19 protein-coding genes are annotated in these 20,767 nt (G+C 52.5%); 8 read left to right on the top strand and 11 right to left on the bottom strand.

All coding sequences use genetic code 11. The annotated features are described in order from the left end of the window. Nucleotides 1–276 precede the first annotated feature (276 nt). From nagE to chiQ, 4 genes are all read left to right on the top strand, one after another. Nucleotides 277–2,223: a PTS N-acetyl glucosamine transporter subunit IIABC gene (gene nagE, locus ACJHX3_RS13240; RefSeq protein WP_001023129.1), complete on the top strand. Its 1,947-nt coding sequence runs from the start codon at nucleotides 277–279 to the stop codon at nucleotides 2,221–2,223. Between the two features lie 202 nt (nucleotides 2,224–2,425). Continuing rightward, nucleotides 2,426–4,090, top strand: a complete 1,665-nt coding sequence (glnS, locus tag ACJHX3_RS13235; protein WP_024042059.1) for a glutamine--tRNA ligase — start codon at nucleotides 2,426–2,428, stop codon at nucleotides 4,088–4,090. 448 nt (nucleotides 4,091–4,538) lie between these two features. Further along, entirely contained in the window at nucleotides 4,539–5,945 is a 1,407-nt protein-coding gene (chiP, locus tag ACJHX3_RS13230; RefSeq protein ID WP_001258828.1) for a chitoporin ChiP, read from the top strand. Nucleotides 5,946–5,994: 49 nt separating this feature from the next. Continuing rightward, complete coding sequence (chiQ, locus tag ACJHX3_RS13225; RefSeq protein WP_000733588.1) at nucleotides 5,995–6,321, top strand: ChiQ/YbfN family lipoprotein; 327 nt, start codon at nucleotides 5,995–5,997, stop codon at nucleotides 6,319–6,321. A gap of 83 nt (nucleotides 6,322–6,404) precedes the next feature. Here chiQ and fur read toward each other — a convergent pair whose 3' ends face one another. The 5 genes from fur to ybfF form a co-directional block, all read right to left on the bottom strand. Continuing rightward, nucleotides 6,405–6,851, bottom strand: coding sequence for a ferric iron uptake transcriptional regulator (gene fur / locus ACJHX3_RS13220; protein WP_000131702.1), 447 nt, complete (start codon nucleotides 6,849–6,851; stop codon nucleotides 6,405–6,407). After that, the gene (gene uof, locus ACJHX3_RS13215; protein WP_001695552.1) at nucleotides 6,844–6,930 is read right to left on the bottom strand and encodes a fur leader peptide; all 87 of its coding nucleotides are present in this window, start codon (nucleotides 6,928–6,930) and stop codon (nucleotides 6,844–6,846) included. Before uof ends, fur begins: the two co-directional genes overlap by 8 nt. A gap of 208 nt (nucleotides 6,931–7,138) precedes the next feature. Beyond that, on the bottom strand, nucleotides 7,139–7,669 hold the full coding sequence (fldA, locus tag ACJHX3_RS13210) for a flavodoxin FldA (protein WP_001018618.1): 531 nt from the start codon (nucleotides 7,667–7,669) through the stop codon (nucleotides 7,139–7,141). Between the two features lie 139 nt (nucleotides 7,670–7,808). Next, on the bottom strand, nucleotides 7,809–8,102 hold the full coding sequence (ybfE, locus tag ACJHX3_RS13205; protein ID WP_001300829.1) for a LexA regulated protein: 294 nt from the start codon (nucleotides 8,100–8,102) through the stop codon (nucleotides 7,809–7,811). Between the two features lie 139 nt (nucleotides 8,103–8,241). Next, nucleotides 8,242–9,006, bottom strand: coding sequence for an esterase (ybfF, locus tag ACJHX3_RS13200; RefSeq protein WP_024042057.1), 765 nt, complete (start codon nucleotides 9,004–9,006; stop codon nucleotides 8,242–8,244). 184 nt (nucleotides 9,007–9,190) lie between these two features. On the opposite strand from ybfF, the gene seqA reads away from it, so the two are divergent. The 3 genes from seqA (at nucleotide 9,191) to ACJHX3_RS13185 (ending at nucleotide 12,101) form a co-directional block, all read left to right on the top strand. Next, nucleotides 9,191–9,736, top strand: a complete 546-nt coding sequence (gene seqA, locus ACJHX3_RS13195; protein ID WP_000848387.1) for a replication initiation negative regulator SeqA — start codon at nucleotides 9,191–9,193, stop codon at nucleotides 9,734–9,736. A gap of 25 nt (nucleotides 9,737–9,761) precedes the next feature. Next, nucleotides 9,762–11,402: a phosphoglucomutase (alpha-D-glucose-1,6-bisphosphate-dependent) gene (gene pgm, locus ACJHX3_RS13190; protein ID WP_001297249.1), complete on the top strand. Its 1,641-nt coding sequence runs from the start codon at nucleotides 9,762–9,764 to the stop codon at nucleotides 11,400–11,402. Nucleotides 11,403–11,606: 204 nt separating this feature from the next. Next, nucleotides 11,607–12,101 (top strand): hypothetical protein, encoded by a 495-nt coding sequence (locus tag ACJHX3_RS13185; protein WP_001308486.1) that lies wholly within the window; start codon nucleotides 11,607–11,609, stop codon nucleotides 12,099–12,101. Between the two features lie 111 nt (nucleotides 12,102–12,212). On the opposite strand, the gene kdpE is transcribed toward ACJHX3_RS13185, so the two are convergent. Genes kdpE through kdpF form a run of 6 tightly spaced genes read right to left on the bottom strand, consistent with a single transcriptional unit; the run spans nucleotide 12,213 to nucleotide 19,978 of the window. Further along, on the bottom strand, nucleotides 12,213–12,890 hold the full coding sequence (gene kdpE / locus ACJHX3_RS13180) for a two-component system response regulator KdpE (RefSeq protein WP_000186073.1): 678 nt from the start codon (nucleotides 12,888–12,890) through the stop codon (nucleotides 12,213–12,215). Then, nucleotides 12,887–15,571: a two-component system sensor histidine kinase KdpD gene (gene kdpD / locus ACJHX3_RS13175; protein ID WP_001301349.1), complete on the bottom strand. Its 2,685-nt coding sequence runs from the start codon at nucleotides 15,569–15,571 to the stop codon at nucleotides 12,887–12,889. The genes kdpE and kdpD overlap by 4 nt, the downstream gene beginning before the upstream one ends. Further along, complete coding sequence (gene kdpC / locus ACJHX3_RS13170; protein WP_001366451.1) at nucleotides 15,564–16,136, bottom strand: K(+)-transporting ATPase subunit C; 573 nt, start codon at nucleotides 16,134–16,136, stop codon at nucleotides 15,564–15,566. Before kdpC ends, kdpD begins: the two co-directional genes overlap by 8 nt. 8 nt (nucleotides 16,137–16,144) lie before the next feature. Next, nucleotides 16,145–18,193 (bottom strand): potassium-transporting ATPase subunit KdpB, encoded by a 2,049-nt coding sequence (gene kdpB / locus ACJHX3_RS13165; protein WP_024216568.1) that lies wholly within the window; start codon nucleotides 18,191–18,193, stop codon nucleotides 16,145–16,147. Nucleotides 18,194–18,215: 22 nt separating this feature from the next. After that, entirely contained in the window at nucleotides 18,216–19,889 is a 1,674-nt protein-coding gene (gene kdpA, locus ACJHX3_RS13160; protein ID WP_094321792.1) for a potassium-transporting ATPase subunit KdpA, read from the bottom strand. Next, the gene (gene kdpF / locus ACJHX3_RS13155) at nucleotides 19,889–19,978 is read right to left on the bottom strand and encodes a K(+)-transporting ATPase subunit F (protein WP_001365534.1); all 90 of its coding nucleotides are present in this window, start codon (nucleotides 19,976–19,978) and stop codon (nucleotides 19,889–19,891) included. The genes kdpA and kdpF overlap by 1 nt, the downstream gene beginning before the upstream one ends. A 312-nt stretch (nucleotides 19,979–20,290) precedes the next feature. Between kdpF and ACJHX3_RS13150 the strand changes: the two genes are divergently transcribed. Continuing rightward, a complete protein-coding gene (locus ACJHX3_RS13150) occupies nucleotides 20,291–20,497 on the top strand; it encodes a YbfA family protein (protein ID WP_000424926.1) in 207 nt (68 codons plus the stop codon). The last annotated feature ends 270 nt before the right edge of the window (nucleotides 20,498–20,767 follow it).

The raw sequence follows: 20,767 nt of genomic DNA, 5'->3' as shown, positions 1-20,767 counted from the left end.
AACCTGGATTTGCGCAGACAGGCGTCAATCCGACCTGATTTTTTGAATGATAAAATAAGTTTTCTGGTTTAGCCAGTAAAAGGGAGTGGTGATAACGATATTTGGTGACAAAACTCACAAAAGACACGCGTTTAATTTGCGATACGAATTAAATTTTCACACACTCTGTAGCAGATGATCTAACAATCTGATTACAGAACATCGGCAGTACAATTTGCAGCAAAATAAAAATACGGCTTTAAACGAGCCAAATAGGGTTCTCGTAGGGGGAATAAGATGAATATTTTAGGTTTTTTCCAGCGACTCGGTAGGGCGTTACAGCTCCCTATCGCGGTGCTGCCGGTGGCGGCGCTGTTGCTGCGATTCGGTCAGCCAGATTTACTTAACGTTGCGTTTATTGCCCAGGCGGGCGGTGCGATTTTTGATAACCTCGCATTAATCTTCGCCATCGGTGTGGCATCCAGCTGGTCGAAAGACAGCGCGGGTGCGGCGGCGCTGGCGGGTGCGGTAGGTTACTTTGTGTTAACCAAAGCGATGGTGACCATCAACCCAGAAATTAACATGGGTGTACTGGCGGGTATCATAACCGGTCTGGTTGGTGGCGCAGCCTATAACCGTTGGTCCGATATTAAACTGCCTGACTTCCTGAGCTTCTTCGGCGGCAAACGCTTTGTGCCGATTGCCACCGGCTTCTTCTGCCTGGTGCTGGCGGCCATTTTTGGTTACGTCTGGCCGCCGGTACAGCACGCTATCCATGCAGGCGGCGAGTGGATCGTTTCTGCGGGCGCGCTGGGTTCCGGTATCTTTGGTTTCATCAACCGTCTGCTGATCCCAACCGGTCTGCATCAGGTACTGAACACCATCGCCTGGTTCCAGATTGGTGAATTCACCAACGCGGCGGGTACGGTTTTCCACGGCGACATTAACCGCTTCTATGCCGGTGACGGCACCGCGGGGATGTTCATGTCCGGCTTCTTCCCGATCATGATGTTCGGTCTGCCGGGTGCGGCGCTGGCGATGTACTTTGCAGCACCGAAAGAGCGTCGTCCGATGGTTGGCGGTATGCTGCTTTCTGTTGCTGTTACTGCGTTCCTGACCGGTGTGACTGAGCCGCTGGAATTCCTGTTCATGTTCCTTGCGCCGCTGCTGTACCTCCTGCACGCACTGCTGACCGGTATCAGCCTGTTTGTGGCAACGCTGCTGGGTATCCACGCGGGCTTCTCCTTCTCTGCGGGGGCTATCGACTACGCGTTGATGTATAACCTGCCGGCCGCCAGCCAGAACGTCTGGATGCTGCTGGTGATGGGTGTTGTCTTCTTCGCTATCTACTTCGTGGTGTTCAGTTTGGTTATCCGTATGTTCAACCTGAAAACGCCGGGCCGTGAAGATAAAGAAGACGAGATCGTTACTGAAGAAGCCAACAGCAACACGGAAGAAGGTCTGACTCAACTGGCGACCAACTATATTGCTGCGGTTGGCGGTACTGACAACCTGAAAGCAATTGACGCCTGTATTACTCGTCTGCGCCTGACCGTGGTTGACTCGGCTCGCGTCAACGATGCGATGTGTAAACGGCTGGGTGCTTCTGGGGTAGTGAAACTGAACAAACAGACTATTCAGGTGATTGTTGGCGCGAAAGCGGAATCCATTGGCGATGCAATGAAGAAAGTTGTTGCCCGTGGTCCGGTAGCCGCTGCGTCAGCTGAAACTGCGCCTGCAACTGCCGCGCCTGTAGCAAAACCGCAGGCTGTACCAAACGCGGTGTCTATCGCGGAGCTGGTATCGCCGATTACCGGTGATGTTGTGGCACTGGATCAGGTTCCTGACGAAGCATTCGCCAGCAAAGCGGTGGGTGACGGTGTGGCGGTGAAACCGACAGATAAAATCGTCGTATCACCAGCCGCAGGGACAATCGTGAAAATCTTCAATACCAACCACGCGTTCTGCCTGGAAACCGAAAAAGGCGCGGAGATCGTCGTCCATATGGGTATCGACACCGTAGCGCTGGAAGGTAAAGGCTTTAAACGTCTGGTGGAAGAGGGCGCGCAAGTAAGCGCAGGGCAACCGATTCTGGAAATGGATCTGGATTATCTGAACGAAAACGCCCGCTCGATGATTAGCCCGGTGGTTTGCAGCAATATCGACGATTTCAGCGGCTTGATCATTAAAGCTCAGGGCCATGTCGTGGCGGGTCAAACGCCGCTGTATGAAATCAAAAAGTAATCTTCTTTATGCCTGATGCGACGCTTGAGCGTCGCATCCAACAATGACAAGCGGTGGAGATCTTCTCTGCCGCTTTTTTTTTCATCAATCATTCCCATAATCTCAGTGAGATTTTCGATTTTCACTAACTAACAGTTGTCAGCCTGTCCCGCTTATAAGATCATACGCCGTTATACGTTGTTTACGCTTTGAGGAATCCACGATGAGTGAGGCAGAAGCCCGCCCGACTAACTTTATTCGTCAGATCATCGATGAAGATCTGGCCAGTGGTAAGCACACCACAGTACACACCCGTTTCCCGCCGGAGCCGAATGGCTATCTGCATATTGGCCATGCGAAATCTATCTGCCTGAACTTCGGGATCGCCCAGGACTATAAAGGCCAGTGCAACCTGCGTTTCGACGACACTAACCCGGTAAAAGAAGATATCGAGTATGTTGAGTCGATCAAAAACGACGTTGAGTGGTTAGGTTTTCACTGGTCTGGTAACGTCCGTTACTCCTCCGATTATTTTGATCAGCTCCACGCCTATGCGATCGAACTGATCAATAAAGGCCTGGCGTACGTTGATGAACTGACACCGGAACAGATCCGCGAATACCGCGGCACCCTGACGCAGCCGGGTAAAAACAGCCCGTACCGCGACCGCAGCGTTGAAGAGAACCTGGCGCTGTTCGAAAAAATGCGTACCGGTGGTTTTGAAGAAGGTAAAGCCTGCCTGCGTGCTAAAATCGACATGGCGTCGCCATTTATCGTAATGCGCGATCCGGTGCTGTACCGCATTAAATTTGCTGAACACCACCAGACTGGCAACAAGTGGTGCATCTACCCGATGTACGACTTCACCCATTGCATCAGCGATGCGCTGGAAGGTATTACGCACTCTCTGTGTACGCTTGAGTTCCAGGACAACCGTCGCCTGTACGACTGGGTGCTGGACAACATCACCATTCCTGTTCACCCGCGCCAGTACGAATTCTCGCGCCTGAATCTGGAATACACTGTGATGTCCAAGCGTAAGCTGAACCTGCTGGTGACCGACAAGCACGTTGAAGGCTGGGATGACCCGCGTATGCCGACCATTTCCGGTCTGCGTCGTCGTGGTTACACTGCGGCTTCTATTCGTGAGTTCTGCAAACGCATCGGCGTGACCAAGCAGGACAACACCATTGAGATGGCGTCGCTGGAATCCTGCATCCGTGAAGATCTCAACGAAAATGCGCCGCGCGCAATGGCGGTTATCGATCCGGTGAAACTGGTTATCGAAAACTATCAGGGCGAAGGCGAAATGGTCACTATGCCGAACCATCCGAACAAACCGGAAATGGGCAGCCGCCAGGTGCCATTTAGCGGTGAGATTTGGATCGATCGCGCCGATTTCCGCGAAGAAGCTAACAAGCAGTACAAACGTCTGGTGCTGGGTAAAGAAGTGCGTCTGCGTAATGCTTACGTCATTAAGGCTGAACGTGTCGAGAAAGATGCCGAAGGTAATATCACCACCATCTTCTGTACTTATGACGCCGACACCTTAAGCAAAGATCCGGCAGATGGTCGTAAAGTCAAAGGTGTTATTCACTGGGTGAGCGCGGCACATGCGCTGCCGGTTGAAATCCGTTTGTATGACCGTCTGTTCAGCGTGCCTAACCCAGGTGCTGCGGATGATTTCCTGTCGGTGATTAACCCAGAATCGCTGGTGATCAAACAGGGCTTTGCGGAACCGTCGCTGAAAGATGCGGTAGCGGGTAAAGCATTCCAGTTTGAGCGTGAAGGATACTTCTGCCTCGACAGCCGCCATTCCACGGCGGAAAAACTGGTATTTAACCGCACCGTTGGGCTGCGTGATACCTGGGCGAAGGTTGGCGAGTAATTTTACGTTCTACCAGGCCGGGTGAGGCGTTTACGCCGCATCCGGCATGAAACATGCAAACAATCCAAAACGCCGCGCTCTGCGGCGTTTTTTTCTGCTTTTCTTCGCGAATTAATTCCGCTTCGCAATTTATCCATAAAACAAATTTAAAATTACAAGCCATAATTAAATAAAATGTAACCGCTTTCATCTTGCTGGAATTTCACGCTTTTATTCTTCTGCAAGCCTTTCAACTGCAAACTTAAGCCTTGTAACAAAAATCATCAAAATATGTGCGGTTGCTCATGTTCTTACATTCTGGTTACAGAAAGAGATTGATAATTCGCGTCGCGAAAAATAGTCTGTTCCTGTAGTCAGCGAGACTTTTCTCAACGCTACTTTTTTAATTTTTATTTTTTTCGCTGTTCACCTTTGGTGCAGCAATTTATACGTCAAAGAGGATTAACCCATGCGTACGTTTAGTGGCAAACGTAGTACGCTGGCGCTGGCTATCGCCGGTGTTACAGCAATGTCGGGCTTTATGGCAATGCCGGAGGCTCGCGCCGAAGGATTCATCGACGATTCAACCTTAACCGGCGGTATCTATTACTGGCAGCGTGAACGCGACCGTAAAGATGTTACCGACGGCGACAAATACAAAACCAACCTTTCTCACTCCACCTGGAATGCCAACCTCGATTTTCAGTCCGGTTATGCTGCTGATATGTTCGGCCTTGATATTGCTGCGTTTACGGCGATTGAAATGGCGGAAAACGGCGACAGCTCTCACCCGAACGAAATCGCGTTTTCAAAAAGTAATAAAGCCTATGACGAAGACTGGTCCGGCGACAAAAGCGGTATAAGCCTGTATAAAGCTGCGGCCAAATTTAAATACGGTCCGGTTTGGGCGAGGGCAGGTTATATTCAGCCAACCGGTCAGACGCTGTTAGCGCCGCACTGGAGCTTTATGCCAGGTACTTATCAGGGTGCGGAAGCCGGAGCGAATTTTGATTACGGCGATGCTGGTGCGTTGAGTTTCTCCTACATGTGGACCAACGAATACAAAGCACCGTGGCATCTGGAAATGGATGAGTTTTATCAGAACGATAAAACCACCAAAGTTGATTATCTGCATTCTATTGGTGCGAAGTACGACTTCAAAAATAACTTTGTACTGGAAGCGGCATTTGGTCAGGCAGAAGGGTATATCGATCAATATTTTGCCAAAGCCAGCTACAAATTTGATATCGCCGGTAGCCCGTTAACCACCAGCTACCAGTTCTACGGTACCCGCGATAAAGTTGACGATCGCAGCGTCAACGATCTTTATGACGGCACCGCCTGGCTGCAAGCGTTGACCTTTGGTTACCGGGCGGCTGACGTAGTGGATTTGCGCCTCGAAGGCACCTGGGTTAAAGCTGACGGTCAGCAGGGATACTTCCTGCAACGTATGACTCCAACCTACGCTTCCTCGAACGGTCGCCTGGATATCTGGTGGGATAACCGTTCTGACTTCAACGCTAACGGCGAAAAAGCGGTCTTCTTCGGTGCGATGTATGACCTGAAAAACTGGAATCTTCCAGGCTTCGCCATCGGCGCTTCCTACGTTTACGCATGGGATGCTAAACCTGCGACCTGGCAGAGCAATCCGGATGCGTACTACGATAAAAACCGGACTATTGAAGAGTCTGCCTACAGCCTGGATGCGGTGTACACCATTCAGGACGGCCGCGCCAAAGGCACGATGTTCAAACTGCACTTCACCGAATACGACAACCACTCCGACATCCCAAGCTGGGGCGGTGGTTACGGCAACATCTTCCAGGATGAGCGTGACGTGAAATTTATGGTAATCGCACCATTCACCATCTTCTGATGCCTGACGCGGCAGGTTTTGTGCCTGCCGCACATTTGAGGAATTTGCTATGAAAAAACTGATTCTCATCGCCATGATGGCATCGGGGCTGGTGGCTTGTGCGCAATCAACCGCGCCACAGGAAGACAGTCGTCTGAAAGAGGCTTACAGCGCCTGTATCAACACCGCGCAAGGTTCGCCGGAAAAAATTGAAGCCTGCCAGAGCGTGTTAAACGTGCTGAAGAAAGAGAAACAACATCAGCATTTTGCCGACCAGGAAAGTGTACGCGTACTGGATTATCAGCAGTGTCTGCGCGCAACGCAAACCGGAAATGATCAGGCGGTAAAAGCCGACTGTGATAAGGTCTGGCAGGAAATTCGCAGTAATAACAAATAAGTGAGAGCTGTAACTCTCGCTTTTCTTATTTCCCGTGTATAAAAAAGCCAACCCGCAGGTTGGCTTTTCTCGTTCCGGCTGGCTTATTTGCCTTCGTGCGCGTGCTCATCTTCGCGGCAATCGCCTTCGGCACAGTGACCGTAAAGATAGAGACTGTGGTTAGTCAGGCGAATGCCATGTTTTGCGGCAATTTCACGCTGACGCGCTTCGATGGAATCATCACTAAATTCGATAACCTTGCCGCAGTCGAGGCAGATCAGGTGATCGTGGTGATGTTGCTGTGTCAGTTCAAATACGGATTTACCGCCTTCAAAATTGTGGCGGGTGACGATACCAGCGTCGTCAAACTGGTTCAGTACGCGATATACCGTAGCCAGACCAATTTCTTCACCCATATCGATCAGACGTTTGTATAAATCTTCCGCACTGACGTGATGGTTGTCCGGCTCCTGAAGAACTTCCAGGATTTTTAAACGAGGAAGCGTTACTTTCAGGCCAGCTTTCTTTAGGGCGGTATTGTTATCAGTCATGCGGAATCTGTCCTGTTACTAAGCGGTTCACTTCATTAGGAGAAGTGACAGAATTTGCTCTTGAGATAATGCGTATCATTATAGAATTGCCACGCCTAAATGAAAACCACAAGTCCCTGGCAAATATTGTTAATAAAACGTGGCACTGCTTACATTTACAACGGCAAGGCCACTTGAACACCGGGACATTGTACAGGTACAACAGCAAAAGTTACAAATTTGTAGCAATTATTTTGATTGGCATTATCTATTAATACGGCGTAGACATGAGTCTACGCCGCATCACATCAGGCATTGAGAATTTCGTCGAGATGCAACTCTTCAGAAATCTGTTTAACCCATTTTTCTACACGTTCAGCGGTCAGTTCCGGCTGACGGTCTTCGTCGATAGCCAGACCGACAAAGTGGTCGTCATCTGCCAGACCTTTTGACGCTTCGAAGTGGTAGCCCGCGGTTGGCCAGTGACCAACGATGGTTGCACCGCGCGGTTCAATGATGTCGCGGATGGTGCCCAATGCATCGCAGAAGTATTCTGCGTAATCTTCCTGGTCACCACAACCAAACAGCGCAACCAGTTTGCCATTGAAATCAATCTCTTCGAGAGTCGGGAAGAAGTCATCCCAGTCACACTGCGCTTCGCCGTAATACCAGGTTGGGATGCCCAGCAGCAGAATGTCATATGCTTCCAGATCTTCTTTGCTGCTTTTTGCAATGTCATGGACATCGGCAACGTCTTTACCAAGCTGTTTTTGAATCATTTTTGCGATATTTTCGGTATTACCGGTGTCGCTGCCGAAAAAGATGCCAGTGATAGCCATGAGTGAAATAACCTCTTGAAACTTATTGAAATGGGGGTGGAAAATTGCCCACGGATAAAGGCAATCATAGCAGAACAGGCAGTCTTGCGGAATCAGCAAACGAGCAGGACTGCACACTGTGCTACATGAAAGTGGAAATTTAAACGATGCCCTGACTACGCAGCGCCGCCAGTTGCTGCATTAACATCTCTTCGATCAGTTCGCTACGGCTCATATTGCGCGATTCTGCCAGCTCGTTCAGTGCCTCGACAGCTTCCGCGTTCAGCTTCAGTTCGACACGCTTAAGGCCACGTACTTTGTCGCGTTTTAGCTGGTTGCGTTTATTAATACGCAGCTGTTCATCGCGCGAAAGCGGATTAGTTTTCGGTCGTCCCGGTCGACGCTCGTGCGCGAACAGATCTAATGTCGTACGGTCCGTTTGTTCTTTGGCCATGATCTTGGTGACTTCGGGGGAAACAATCAGCCAGGCTTCTGCCCGGATGGATAGCGCGCCATAATACATCAGCGCGATGAGTCACGCCAACGCCCACGCGCGGAAAGCGACGCGGACGCTGGGTTTTTAATCAGTTACGTTAATCATTGAGATAGCGACGGATAGCGCGTAATACCGCATCCGGTTTTTCAGCATGGACCCAGTGACCCGCGCCAGCAATCACATGTGCACGCGCCTGTGGAAATTGCGCCAGTAAATCATCACGATACTGCTCGCTAACATACGGAGAATTGCCGCCTGGGATAAACAGGGCAGGGTGATCCCATGCCGGGATTTTCTCCCAACCCACAATATGCGGATACTGTTCCCACAATACCGGCACGTTAAAGCGCCACTCCTCGTCAACAAAAGATTTCAACAGAAACTGAATCACCCCTTCTTCATTAAGATGCTGGCGCATTATTGCTGCTGCTTGCTGGCGAGTTTGTGCGTCCGATTCACTGACGGCGTTGATAGCCGCGAAAATCTCATCATGACGGCGTACGTGATAGTCGACCGGCGCGATGTCAATCGCCACCAATTTATCGATGCGATCGGGGGCCAGTGCAGTAAGTGCCATTACCGCTTTACCGCCCATGGAGTGACCGATAAATGTTGCTTTGTCGATCTGCAGTGCATCCAGGGTATCAACAAGATCCTGGGCCATCGCCGGGTAATTCATTACCGGATCTCTCGGTGAAAGACCGTGGTTACGCATATCAACCTGGATGATATTGTGATCGTTTACCAGATCGCGAGCCAGTACGCCAAGGTTGTCGAGGCTGCCAAACAGACCGTGGACAAGAACGATGGGAGAATTATTGTGCTGGTTTTGTGCAGTTTGCGCGCGGATATTCAATTTCATGGCAAAGTTCTTTTTTTCGCGTTGTCGGGTTAGGGTATTATGTTGACCATTGTGCCACAGGGCTGCAACAAATAAGGTTTATTCCGAGTTTTTCTGCAAGCCAGGCTTGACGCTATCCGCTGCCGGGATTTATTCATATACTCCTGGCGACTTGTATTCAGCTAAGACACTGCACTGGATTAAGATGAAAACGATTGAAGTTGATGATGAACTCTACAGCTATATTGCCAGCCACACTAAGCATATCGGCGAGAGCGCATCCGACATTTTACGGCGTATGTTGAAATTTTCCGCCGCATCACAGCCTGCTGCTCCGGTGACGAAAGAGGTTCGCGTTGCGTCACCTGCTATCGTCGAAGCGAAGCCGGTCAAAACGATTAAAGACAAGGTTCGCGCAATGCGTGAACTTCTGCTTTCGGATGAATACGCAGAGCAAAAGCGAGCGGTCAATCGCTTTATGCTGCTGTTGTCTACACTATATTCTCTTGACGCCCAGGCGTTTGCCGAGGCAACGGAATCGTTGCACGGTCGTACACGCGTTTACTTTGCGGCAGATGAACAAACGCTGCTGAAAAATGGTAATCAGACCAAGCCGAAACATGTGCCTGGCACGCCGTATTGGGTGATCACCAACACCAACACCGGCCGTAAATGCAGCATGATCGAACACATCATGCAGTCGATGCAATTCCCGGCGGAATTGATTGAGAAGGTTTGCGGAACTATCTAAAACGTTGCAGACAAAGGACAAAGCAATGGCAATCCACAATCGTGCAGGCCAACCTGCACAACAGAGTGATTTGATTAACGTCGCCCAACTGACGGCGCAATATTATGTACTGAAACCAGAAGCAGGGAATGCGGAGCACGCGGTGAAATTCGGTACTTCCGGTCACCGTGGCAGTGCAGCGCGCCACAGCTTTAACGAGCCGCACATTCTGGCGATCGCTCAGGCAATTGCTGAAGAACGTGCGAAAAACGGCATCACTGGCCCTTGCTATGTGGGTAAAGATACTCACGCCCTGTCCGAGCCTGCGTTCATTTCCGTACTGGAAGTGCTGGCAGCGAACGGCGTAGATGTTATTGTGCAGGAAAACAATGGCTTCACTCCGACGCCTGCCGTTTCCAATGCCATCCTGGTTCACAATAAAAAAGGTGGCCCGCTGGCAGACGGTATCGTGATTACACCGTCCCATAACCCGCCGGAAGATGGTGGTATCAAGTACAATCCGCCAAATGGTGGCCCGGCTGATACCAACGTCACTAAAGTGGTGGAAGACAGAGCCAACGCACTGCTGGCTGATGGCCTGAAAGGCGTGAAGCGTATCTCCCTCGACGAAGCGATGGCATCCGGTCATGTGAAAGAGCAGGATCTGGTGCAGCCGTTTGTGGAAGGGCTGGCCGATATCGTTGATATGGCGGCGATTCAGAAAGCGGGCCTGACGCTGGGCGTTGATCCGCTGGGTGGTTCCGGTATCGAATACTGGAAGCGCATTGGCGAGTATTACAACCTCAACCTGACCATCGTTAACGATCAGGTCGATCAAACCTTCCGCTTTATGCACCTCGATAAAGACGGTGCGATCCGTATGGACTGCTCCTCCGAGTGTGCGATGGCGGGCCTGCTGGCACTGCGTGATAAGTTCGATCTGGCGTTTGCTAACGACCCGGATTATGACCGTCACGGTATCGTCACTCCGGCAGGTTTGATGAATCCGAACCACTACCTGGCGGTGGCGATCAACTACCTGTTCCAGCATCGTCCGCAGTGGGGCAAAGATGTTGCTGTCGGTAAAACGCTGGTTTCTTCTGCGATGATCGACCGTGTGGTCAATGACTTGGGCCGTAAGCTGGTAGAAGTCCCGGTAGGTTTCAAATGGTTTGTTGATGGTCTGTTCGACGGCAGCTTCGGCTTTGGCGGCGAAGAGAGCGCAGGGGCTTCCTTCCTGCGTTTCGACGGCACGCCGTGGTCCACCGACAAAGACGGCATCATTATGTGTCTGCTGGCGGCGGAAATCACTGCCGTTACCGGTAAGAACCCGCAAGAACACTACAACGAACTGGCAAAACGCTTTGGTGCGCCGAGCTACAACCGTTTGCAGGCAGCAGCGACTTCCGCACAAAAAGCGGCGCTGTCTAAGCTGTCTCCGGAAATGGTGAGCGCCAGCACCCTGGCAGGTGACCCGATCACCGCACGCCTGACGGCGGCTCCGGGTAATGGTGCTTCTATTGGCGGTCTGAAAGTGATGACTGACAACGGCTGGTTCGCCGCGCGTCCGTCAGGCACGGAAGACGCCTATAAGATCTATTGTGAAAGCTTCCTCGGGGAAGAACATCGCAAGCAGATTGAGAAAGAAGCGGTTGAGATTGTTAGCGAAGTTCTGAAAAACGCGTAAACACATTTAATAAGAAAAAGGGCGGTCGGAAGATCGCCCTTTTTTACTTATGACTGCCTGATGCGCTACGCTTATCAGGCCTGGGAAGATGGTGCAATATATTGAATTTACGCGATTTTGTAGGCCGGGTAAGGCGTTCACGCCGCATCCGGCATGAACAACGAGCAATTTGTCAACAAACTGAATAGCTCAAGGGAATTCAAAATGAAGACCAAAAGGAGTCTGGTCGTCAGAGTGACATTAATTACCGCCACACTACTGCTGACAGCATGCGCCCAACCTGAACAATCATCATTAGCTGGTGACTGGTTACTGACCCCTAAAGATAAAACCAGAGGATTAACGGGGAGCATTGCGGTAAATATTGCGCCTTCCCGGTGTAAGACAAATTGCCGTGGCGATAACTTACCTGATAATACCCGCCGCTGGCAGTTGTCAGGCGGGAACGAAAAAGAACTTACTTATCTTCACGATATGTCACCACAAGAAAAGAGCAGTTTAAATCGTGGCTGGCAGTGCTACACCTCATTTTTTATGCGGGTTTGCCAGGGCAAGCCTGGCACTCGACCGATTGTTAATGAGGATTATGTCAGCGAAAGCGGATTTTTTGGCTCGATGATGCATGTCGGGATTATCGAGTTGCGACGCTGCCAGTCAGAAAAATGCCAGCAAGAGTTGAAACAGATAAATACGCATTAAACATATCGCGATGAGTGCCATGCCTGATGCGACGCTGACGCGTCTTATCATGCCTACGGGACGATATGTAGGTCGGATAAGGCGTTCACGCCGCATCCGGCAATTCAGACCCTAAAGCATAAACCGATACCCAATACCGGTTTCAGTAATGAAGTGGCGGGGGCGGGCGGGATCTTGCTCCAGTTTTTGTCGCAGATGCCCCATATAAATACGCAAATAATGACTGTGTTCGACCGCGTTTGGCCCCCACACCTGGTTGAGGAGCTGGCGCTGGGTGAGCACTTTTCCCGCATTATTAAGCAACACTGCCAGCAGGCGGAACTCAATCGGGGTGAGATGCACCTCTTCGTCACCGCGATGGATCACACGAGCCGCTAAATCGACGGTAACATCGGAAAATTTCACCAGCGGATCGGGCGCGGTGGTGGCGGAGTGGCGGCGTAAAGCGACGCGCAGACGTGCCTGCAATTCGCCAATACCAAATGGCTTACTCAGGTAATCATCCGCTCCGGCATCCAGCGCGGCGATTTTGTCGCTCTCTTCGCTACGTGCGGAAAGCACAATCACCGGCACTGCGCTCCACTGGCGCAGGTCGCGGATAAACTCAATTCCATCGCCATCGGGCAGGCCGAGATCGAGAATAATCAAATCTGGCTTACGGGTTGCCGCTTCCAGCAAGCCGCGTTGCAGCGTTTCGGCCTCAAAGACGCGCATCCCGTCGCCCTCCAGCGCTGTGCGCAGAAAGCGACGAATAGCCTGTTCATCTTCAACAATCAGAACGTTTGTCACATATCCTCATGAAATTCTTCAAGTTCAGGGGCAGTTTGCTGGGGAAGTGTAACACGAAAACAGGCACCACCTTCCGGTCGGTTGAACGCGGTAATGGTGCCGCCGTGTACATCCACAATCGCCCGACAAATTGCCAGCCCAAGCCCTACACCCGGCACCGCCGACTCTTTATTCCCGCGAGCAAACTTATCAAATATCGTCTGCTCCTGGCCTGGCGGAAGACCGGGGCCATTATCCCAGACATCCAGTTGTAGATTTTCGCCCTCAACGTGGGCATCGATACCAATTTCGGCCTGCGCACCCGCGTATTTCACCGCGTTCTCCAGCAGATTAATCAGCACCCGTTCAAACAGTGGCCCGTCAACGTGGATTAAGGTCAGCGGTTCTGGCAGAGAAAGATTGATGGGCGACGATAAACCCGGTTCCAGCATTTGCAGCGCGCTGCCGACCACTTCTTCCAGCGTTAACCACTCTTTCTTCAAATTAAAGCCGCCGGACTGAATTCGCGCCATATCCAGTAGATTATTCACCAGTCGGGTCGTGTTCAGCACATGCTGACGAATCTCGCTGGCCTGGCGGGCGTGGGGCGATCCTTCGCTTGCCAGATCGAGCGTTAAGATTTCTGCCTGACCGAATAACACCGTGAGCGGCGTGCGTAAATCATGCGAAAGTGCCGCCAGCAGAGCGTTGCGGATCTGTTCTCGTTCGCTTGCCATCCGCGCCTGTTCTTCGCTGGCGGTTAGCGTCAGCCGCTCAAGGGCATTGGCGACTAACAGCGTAAACGTCTCCAGCAGGCGCTGCTGTTCCGGGATCATCAACTGGCGCAGATTCCCCGGCTCCACCACCACCAGTCCGTAGGTTTTCTCACCGCTTTTTAACGGCAAAATCTGGTACGGCACGCCGGGTAACGTGTCGGTGCCCGCACCCGCAGGCAGGCCTTTATCAAAACTCCACTGCGCGATGGCATCGTCCCACGGCGTCATTCCTTGCGGATGTGTTAACGGCTGCAATTTACCGTTGTCATCAGGCAGCAACACCTGGCTGCGGGCATGAAACGTGGAGGCAATAAATTGTTCGCTGGTGGCGGCGATGTCCTGCGGACTGCGGCCCACAGCCAGAGCTTTCGACATTTCATATAAGTGCCGTGTGCGTTGCTCGCGGTAACGGGCTACCCGCGCCTGATAACGCACGCCAGCAGTAAGGTTCCCGATCACCAGCCCGACGGTTAACATCACCGCGAAGGTCAGCAGATATTGCACATCAGAGACGGCGAGCGTGCCGCGTGGGGCGATAAAAAAGAGATCGAAACTCACCACATTAATGACGGTGGCAACCACCGAAGGCCAGCGTCCATAAAATAGCGCCACCACCACCACGCCAAGCAGATACAGCATCACCAGGTTGGCGGCATCAAACGCCATCAGCCACTGCATGGCAATTAAGGTGATAACGGCGCATAACGCGGCGGCAACCACGCATCCCTGAATCTGTACCCGCCACTTGTCTTTAAAAGAGCGGCTATCCGGCGCGTTGTTAATCGTGCGGGCGGGTGGTTCATCAAGCGCGACCAGCACCTGATCGAGATCGGGGGCGATGCGCGCCAGTCGGTCAGCAAACGTTTCCCGACGCCACCAGCGGCGCGAGGCTGGGCGACCGAGAATAATCTTGCCGAGATTATGTTCACGGGCATAACGCACTACCGCTTTCTCTTCCGCTGGATCAGAAAGTGTTGCCGTCTCTGCGCCCAGCTCCTGCGCCAGACGTAAGGCGCTGAGAATTGCCCGACGTTTTTTCTCCGGTAAGCGGTGCAGGGCAGGGGTTTCAACATACACCGCGTGCCAGACGCTTCCCAGCCGTGACGCCAGCCGCGCCGCCGCGCGGACCAGTTTTTCGCTGCCGGTGTTATGCCCGATGCATAAAAGGATCGCGTCGCGCGTGTGCCAGACTTTCTCTTCGCCAGGATGCCCCCGCCAGGCGCGCATTTGCTCATCAACGCGATCGGCAGTACGGCGCAGTGCCAGTTCGCGCAGGGCGATCAGATTACCTTTACGAAAAAAATGTTCAATGGCGCGCTCCGCCTGCCCGGCAATATAGACTTTGCCTTCTTTCAGTCGCTGGCGCAGATCGTCCGGGGGCAAGTCCACCAGCACTACGTCGTCGGCGGCATCAAAAAAAGGATCGGGCACGGTTTCCCGTACCTGAATTCCGGTGACGCCGCTGACCACATCATTCAGACTTTCCAGATGCTGAACGTTGACGGTTGTGAAAACATCAATGCCAGCTTCCAGCAGCTCTTCGATGTCCTGCCAGCGTTTAGGATGACGAGAACCTGGCGCATTACTGTGCGCCAGTTCGTCCATTAAGATCAGTGCCGGACGGCGGGCGAGGGCGGCATCGAGATCAAACTCGCTGATGTGCCGCCCACGGTACGCCTGGCGTTTGGGCGGCAGAACAGCCAGCCCTTCCAACATTGCGGCGGTATCTTTCCGCCCGTGGGTTTCTACCACGCCAACCACAATATCCAGCCCTTGCGCCCGCAGTCGCTGGGCTTCTGCCAGCATCGCCCAGGTCTTCCCGACGCCTGCGCAGGCACCGAAGAAAACTTTCAGCTTCCCCCGATGCGGCGCGGCAGTTTGTTCCAGCAGACGATCGGGATCGGGACGTAAGGGTTCGTTATTCATCAAGCTTATCCAGCGCCAGATTGAGTTCGACAATGTTGACGACCGGCTGGCCGATATATTTCACCAGCGGTTGTTGGCTGTATTTTGCGATCAGTTGCGTGAGCTGTTCAACGCTGAGATTACGCGCTTTCGCCACACGTGGGATCTGCCAGGCTGCCGCTTGCGGGGTGATGTTATTGTCCAGCCCGCTTGCCGATGCCGTCACCAGTTCAACCGGAACGCTCGCGCTGGCATCCGGGTTAGCGGCCCGTAATGCAGCAACGCGTGCGGCTATTAGTTTATCCAGCTCAGGATTACTGACCGCCAGATTGCTCCCGCCAGAAGCCTGTGGATTATAGGGCATTTCTGCCGTTGCCGACGGGCGACCATGAAAATAGCCGTTGCCGGTAAAATTCTGCCCGATTAATGCCGAACCGCGCACCGTATCACCTTCACGAATCAACGAACCGTTGGCCTGCCAGGGAAACCACCATTGCCCCAGCGCGGTGGTTAGCAGCGGGTAAACGCCGCCAGTAATCAATAACAGAAAGATAAATGTCGATAATGCCGGACGTAATCCACGCATGGTAAACCTCACACCAGACCGCAAACGGTCAGCAGTAAATCAATGACTTTGATACCAATAAATGGCACCAGCAGCCCACCCAGACCGTAAATCCATAAGTTACGGCGCAACATGGCAGAAGCGGTAAGCGGTTTATAACTCACGCCTTTTAACGCCAGGGGAATCAAAAAGACGATAATCAAGGCGTTGAAAATGACCGCACTGAGGATTGCGGAGTCGGGCGAATGCAGGCGCATGATGTTCAGCGCATTTAACTGCGGATATGTTGCCGCGAACGCCGCCGGAATAATGGCGAAGTATTTCGCTACATCGTTGGCAATGCTGAAGGTAGTGAGCGAGCCACGGGTCATCAGCATCTGTTTGCCAATATGTACCACCTCGATCAACTTGGTCGGGTTAGAGTCGAGATCCACCATATTGCCCGCTTCTTTCGCCGCCTGAGTACCGGAGTTCATCGCCACCGCGACATCTGCCTGCGCCAGCGCCGGAGCATCGTTGGTGCCGTCGCCGGTCATCGCCACTAAACGGCCTTCTGCCTGATACTGACGAATCAATGCCAGCTTGGCTTCTGGTGTCGCTTCGGCGAGAAAATCATCGACACCCGCTTCCGCAGCTATCGCGGCGGCAGTCAGACGGTTATCGCCGGTAATCATCACCGTTTTAATGCCCATTTGGCGCAGTTGCGCGAAGCGTTCTTTAATGCCGCCTTTGACGATATCTTTCAGCGCAATAACGCCCAGCACACGGGAACCTTCCACCACCACCAGCGGCGTGGCCCCCTGACGCGCAACCTGATCGACTTTTTGATCGACATCGGCAGGGAAGTGACCGCCGTTAGCTTCAATATGGCGGCGAATGGCATCGACAGAACCTTTACGGATCATGCGGTTGTCGATGTTGATCCCGCTCATCCGGCTTTGCGCAGTAAACGGTACAAAGGTTGCGTGGAGCGACTGCACATCGCGCTCGCGCAGGTTAAAACGCTGCTTGGCGAGGATCACAATACTGCGACCTTCCGGCGTTTCATCAGCCAGCGAAGCCAGTTGTGCGGCGTCGGCCAGCGTTTTTTCATCCACGCCCTGTGCAGGGATAAACTCCGATGCCTGACGGTTACCTAGCGTGATTGTGCCGGTTTTATCCAGCAGCAGGACGTCAACGTCACCCGCCGCTTCAACAGCACGTCCGCTGGTGGCAATCACATTCGCGCCCAGCATCCGACTCATCCCGGCGACGCCGATCGCTGACAACAGACCGCCAATGGTCGTTGGGATCAGACAGACCAGCAGCGCCACCAGTACCGTTACGCTGACTGCATTACCGCCCCACGCGGAAAATGGCCACAGCGTGGCGGTTGCCAGTAAAAAGACGATGGTCAGGGCAATCAGCAGGATGGTCAGGGCAATCTCGTTCGGCGTTTTGCGTCGCTGCGCGCCTTCCACCATCGCGATCATCCGATCCAGAAATGTCTCGCCGGGGTTAACGCTGCACTCAATCACCAGCCAGTCAGAAAGAATACGCGTGCCGCCAGTGACGGAGGCAAAATCGCCGCCGGATTCACGGATCACCGGTGCCGATTCCCCGGTGATGGCGCTTTCATCGACCGATGCGCCGCCTTCAATGACTTCACCATCGCAGGGGATAATATCGCCAGCTTCTACCAGTACGATATCGCCTTTACGAAGTTGATCGGCAGGAACTTTGTCCGCCGCAGCGCCATATTTCGGCTCACGCAGCTTGCGGGCAAAGGCAGTTTTTTTCACCCCTTTCAGACTGTTGGCCTGCGCTTTACTGCGGCCTTCTGCCAGCGCCTCGGCGAAATTAGCGAACAGTACGGTGATCCACAGCCAACCGCTAATGGCCGCGCTAAACAGCGCATTGCCGGGCATCGCACCGCTTGCCATCGCGATGCTAATACAGGTGGTCAGCAGACTGCCGATCCAGACGATAAACATCACCGGATTGCGCCATTGCGCCTGCGGGTTTAATTTTTTCACCGCTTCTTTCAGCGCCTGAACGACAAGTGTTGGTTCGAATAGCGCCAGTTGTTTACGACTCATATTCAGTGCTCACTCAATATCATCAGGAGAGATATTCCGCCACCGGACCAAGCGCCAGGGCAGGGATAAAGGTCAGTGCGCCAACCAGCAACACGGTGCCGATTAACAGGCCAACAAACAGCGGGCCGTGCGTTGGCAGCGTGCCGGAGCTGGCGGGTTGGCTCTTTTTACTCACCAGCGAACCGGCAATTGCCATCACCGGGATAATCACCCCGAAGCGACCGACAAACATGCAGAACGCCAGTAAACAGTTCCAGAACGGAGAGTTGGCGCTTAATCCGGCAAAGGCGCTGCCGTTGTTGTTAGCGGCGGATGACACGGCGTACAGCACTTCGCTAAAACCATGCGGGCCAGGGTTGAGCATGGCGCTACGTCCGGCGTCGGTCATCATCGCCAACGCCGCGCCCATCAGCACCAGCGTCGGGGTAACCAGAATTGCCAGTGCAGTCAGTTTCATCTCGCGTACGTCGATTTTTTTACCCAGATATTCCGGTGTACGACCAATCATCAGCCCGGCAATAAACACCGCCAGCAGGACAAACAGCATCATGCCGTAAAGACCAGAACCGACACCGCCGAACACCACTTCACCAATTTGCATCAGCCACATCGGCACCATGCCACCAAGAGCGGTAAACGAATCATGCATCGCAATCACCGCGCCGCAGGAAGCCGCCGTAGTCACGACCGCAAACAGGCTACTGACCAGCACGCCGAAACGACTCTCTTTACCTTCCATATTGATGCTGCTGTCCGCGCCCAGTGCCAGCAGATACGGATTACCCTGAACTTCTGCCCACATCACCACGCCTGTGCAGATGATAAAAATCACTGACATCGCCCACAGCAACATGCGCCCCTGGCGGCGATCGCCCGCCACTTCACCAAAGGCAAAGCACAGCGCTGTTGGGATCAAGAAGATCGCCAGCATCTGCACGAAGTTGGTCAGTGCGGTTGGGTTTTCAAACGGATGCGACGAGTTGGCATTAAAGAAGCCACCACCGTTAGTGCCGAGCATCTTGATCGCTTCCTGAGAAGCCACCGGCCCCATTGGTAACAGCTGTTTCGCTCCTTCAACGGTATTCACCGCCTGATAGGGCAGAAAGTTTTGCAGCGCACCTTGTTGAATAAAAAACAATGCGATCAACAACGCCACAGGGACTAGCACCCATAACGTGATGCGTAGCAGATCGACCCAGGCATTCCCGAGTGTGCTCATGCTCTGGCGGGTAAACGCACGGATGAGGGCAAAAATCACCGCAATCCCGCTGGCGGCAGAAAGAAAGTTTTGCACCGTTAAGCCCGCCATCTGGCTGAAATAGCTCAACGTGGTTTCACCGCTGTAAGATTGCCAGTTGGTATTGGTGACAAAGCTGACGGCAGTATTCAGCGCCAGATCCCACGACAGCCCCGGCAACTGCTGTGGATTAAGCGGCAGATAGTGCTGACCGAGCAACATAAAAAACAGCACCGCCAGCCCCAGCATGTTCAGGCCGAGAATGGCACAGAGATACTGCTTCCAGTTCATCTCACTGTCAGAGACGCCAGGTAAACGAAAAAGTACGCGTTCAACACCCGCTGTACCGGGAAGAGGTATGTCATTAATCAGCCGCGCCAGCCCGCTGCCTAAAGGACGTGCCAGCACCATTAACACCAGTAAAAACGTGGCAATCAGTAAGAACCCTTGCGCAGCCATCAGAACGCCTCCGCATTGATCAGGGCATAAACCAGATAACCCAGTAATAAAAACACCAGCAACACGCCGGCTATCACGCCTGCACTCACAGTGCACCTCCAGTGGCCTAAAAGTGATACCGGAAGGGTAGAATTCTGGCTGCAAAGATTTCGCAAAAATCTTCGGGCGGGATGTAAAAAAAGTATAAAAATGGCAAAAGCCATGATTTAACTGATGGTTAGTATTAATTTAACTTTTGTGTAACTTAATTACACGGTGAATGTAAATAAACCATCAATAAGCAAAAATAAGTGGTCGGATGAGTAGTAAAATTACACAAAAGGCGGTACTATTTTCATCAGATAAACAAATTCATTTTTCCGGTGCCATTCACCGGGTAGATACAAAAGGGGGAGAAAAGTATGGAACTCTACAGAGAATATCCTGCATGGCTTATCTTTTTACGCCGTACTTATGCGGTTGCAGCGGGCGTTCTGGCGCTGCCTTTCATGCTTTTCTGGAAAGACCGCGCCCGCTTTTACAGCTACCTGCACCGCGTCTGGTCGAAAACCAGCGAGAAACCGGTGTGGATGGATCAGGCAGAAAAGGCAACTGGTGATTTTTACTGATTGCTGAGTTCTGAATACATTGAAAACCGCCAGCGGAAACGCTGGCGGTTTTTTTGTATCAGGAAGATGTTCAGAGGAATATTTAGACACCGTTATACCAATCGAAACATATATTCATGAAACATATATAAATATTTTCCTAATTGTTCTTATCTGACAGATATCTCACTTAAGGCTTTCTTATAAATCTGTAGGGTTTCGCCTGTCAGCAGACAAATAACCCGATAAAACAAGGATGAGCAGATGAGCGGAAAACCGGCGGCGCGTCAG

It is taken from the genome of Escherichia sp. WS1265 (assembly GCF_046487585.1).
GTDB classification, from domain to species: Bacteria; Pseudomonadota; Gammaproteobacteria; order Enterobacterales; family Enterobacteriaceae; genus Escherichia; species Escherichia coli.
The sequence above is the reverse complement of the archived record's forward strand: the minus strand, read 5'-3'. Positions and strand labels throughout refer to the sequence as shown.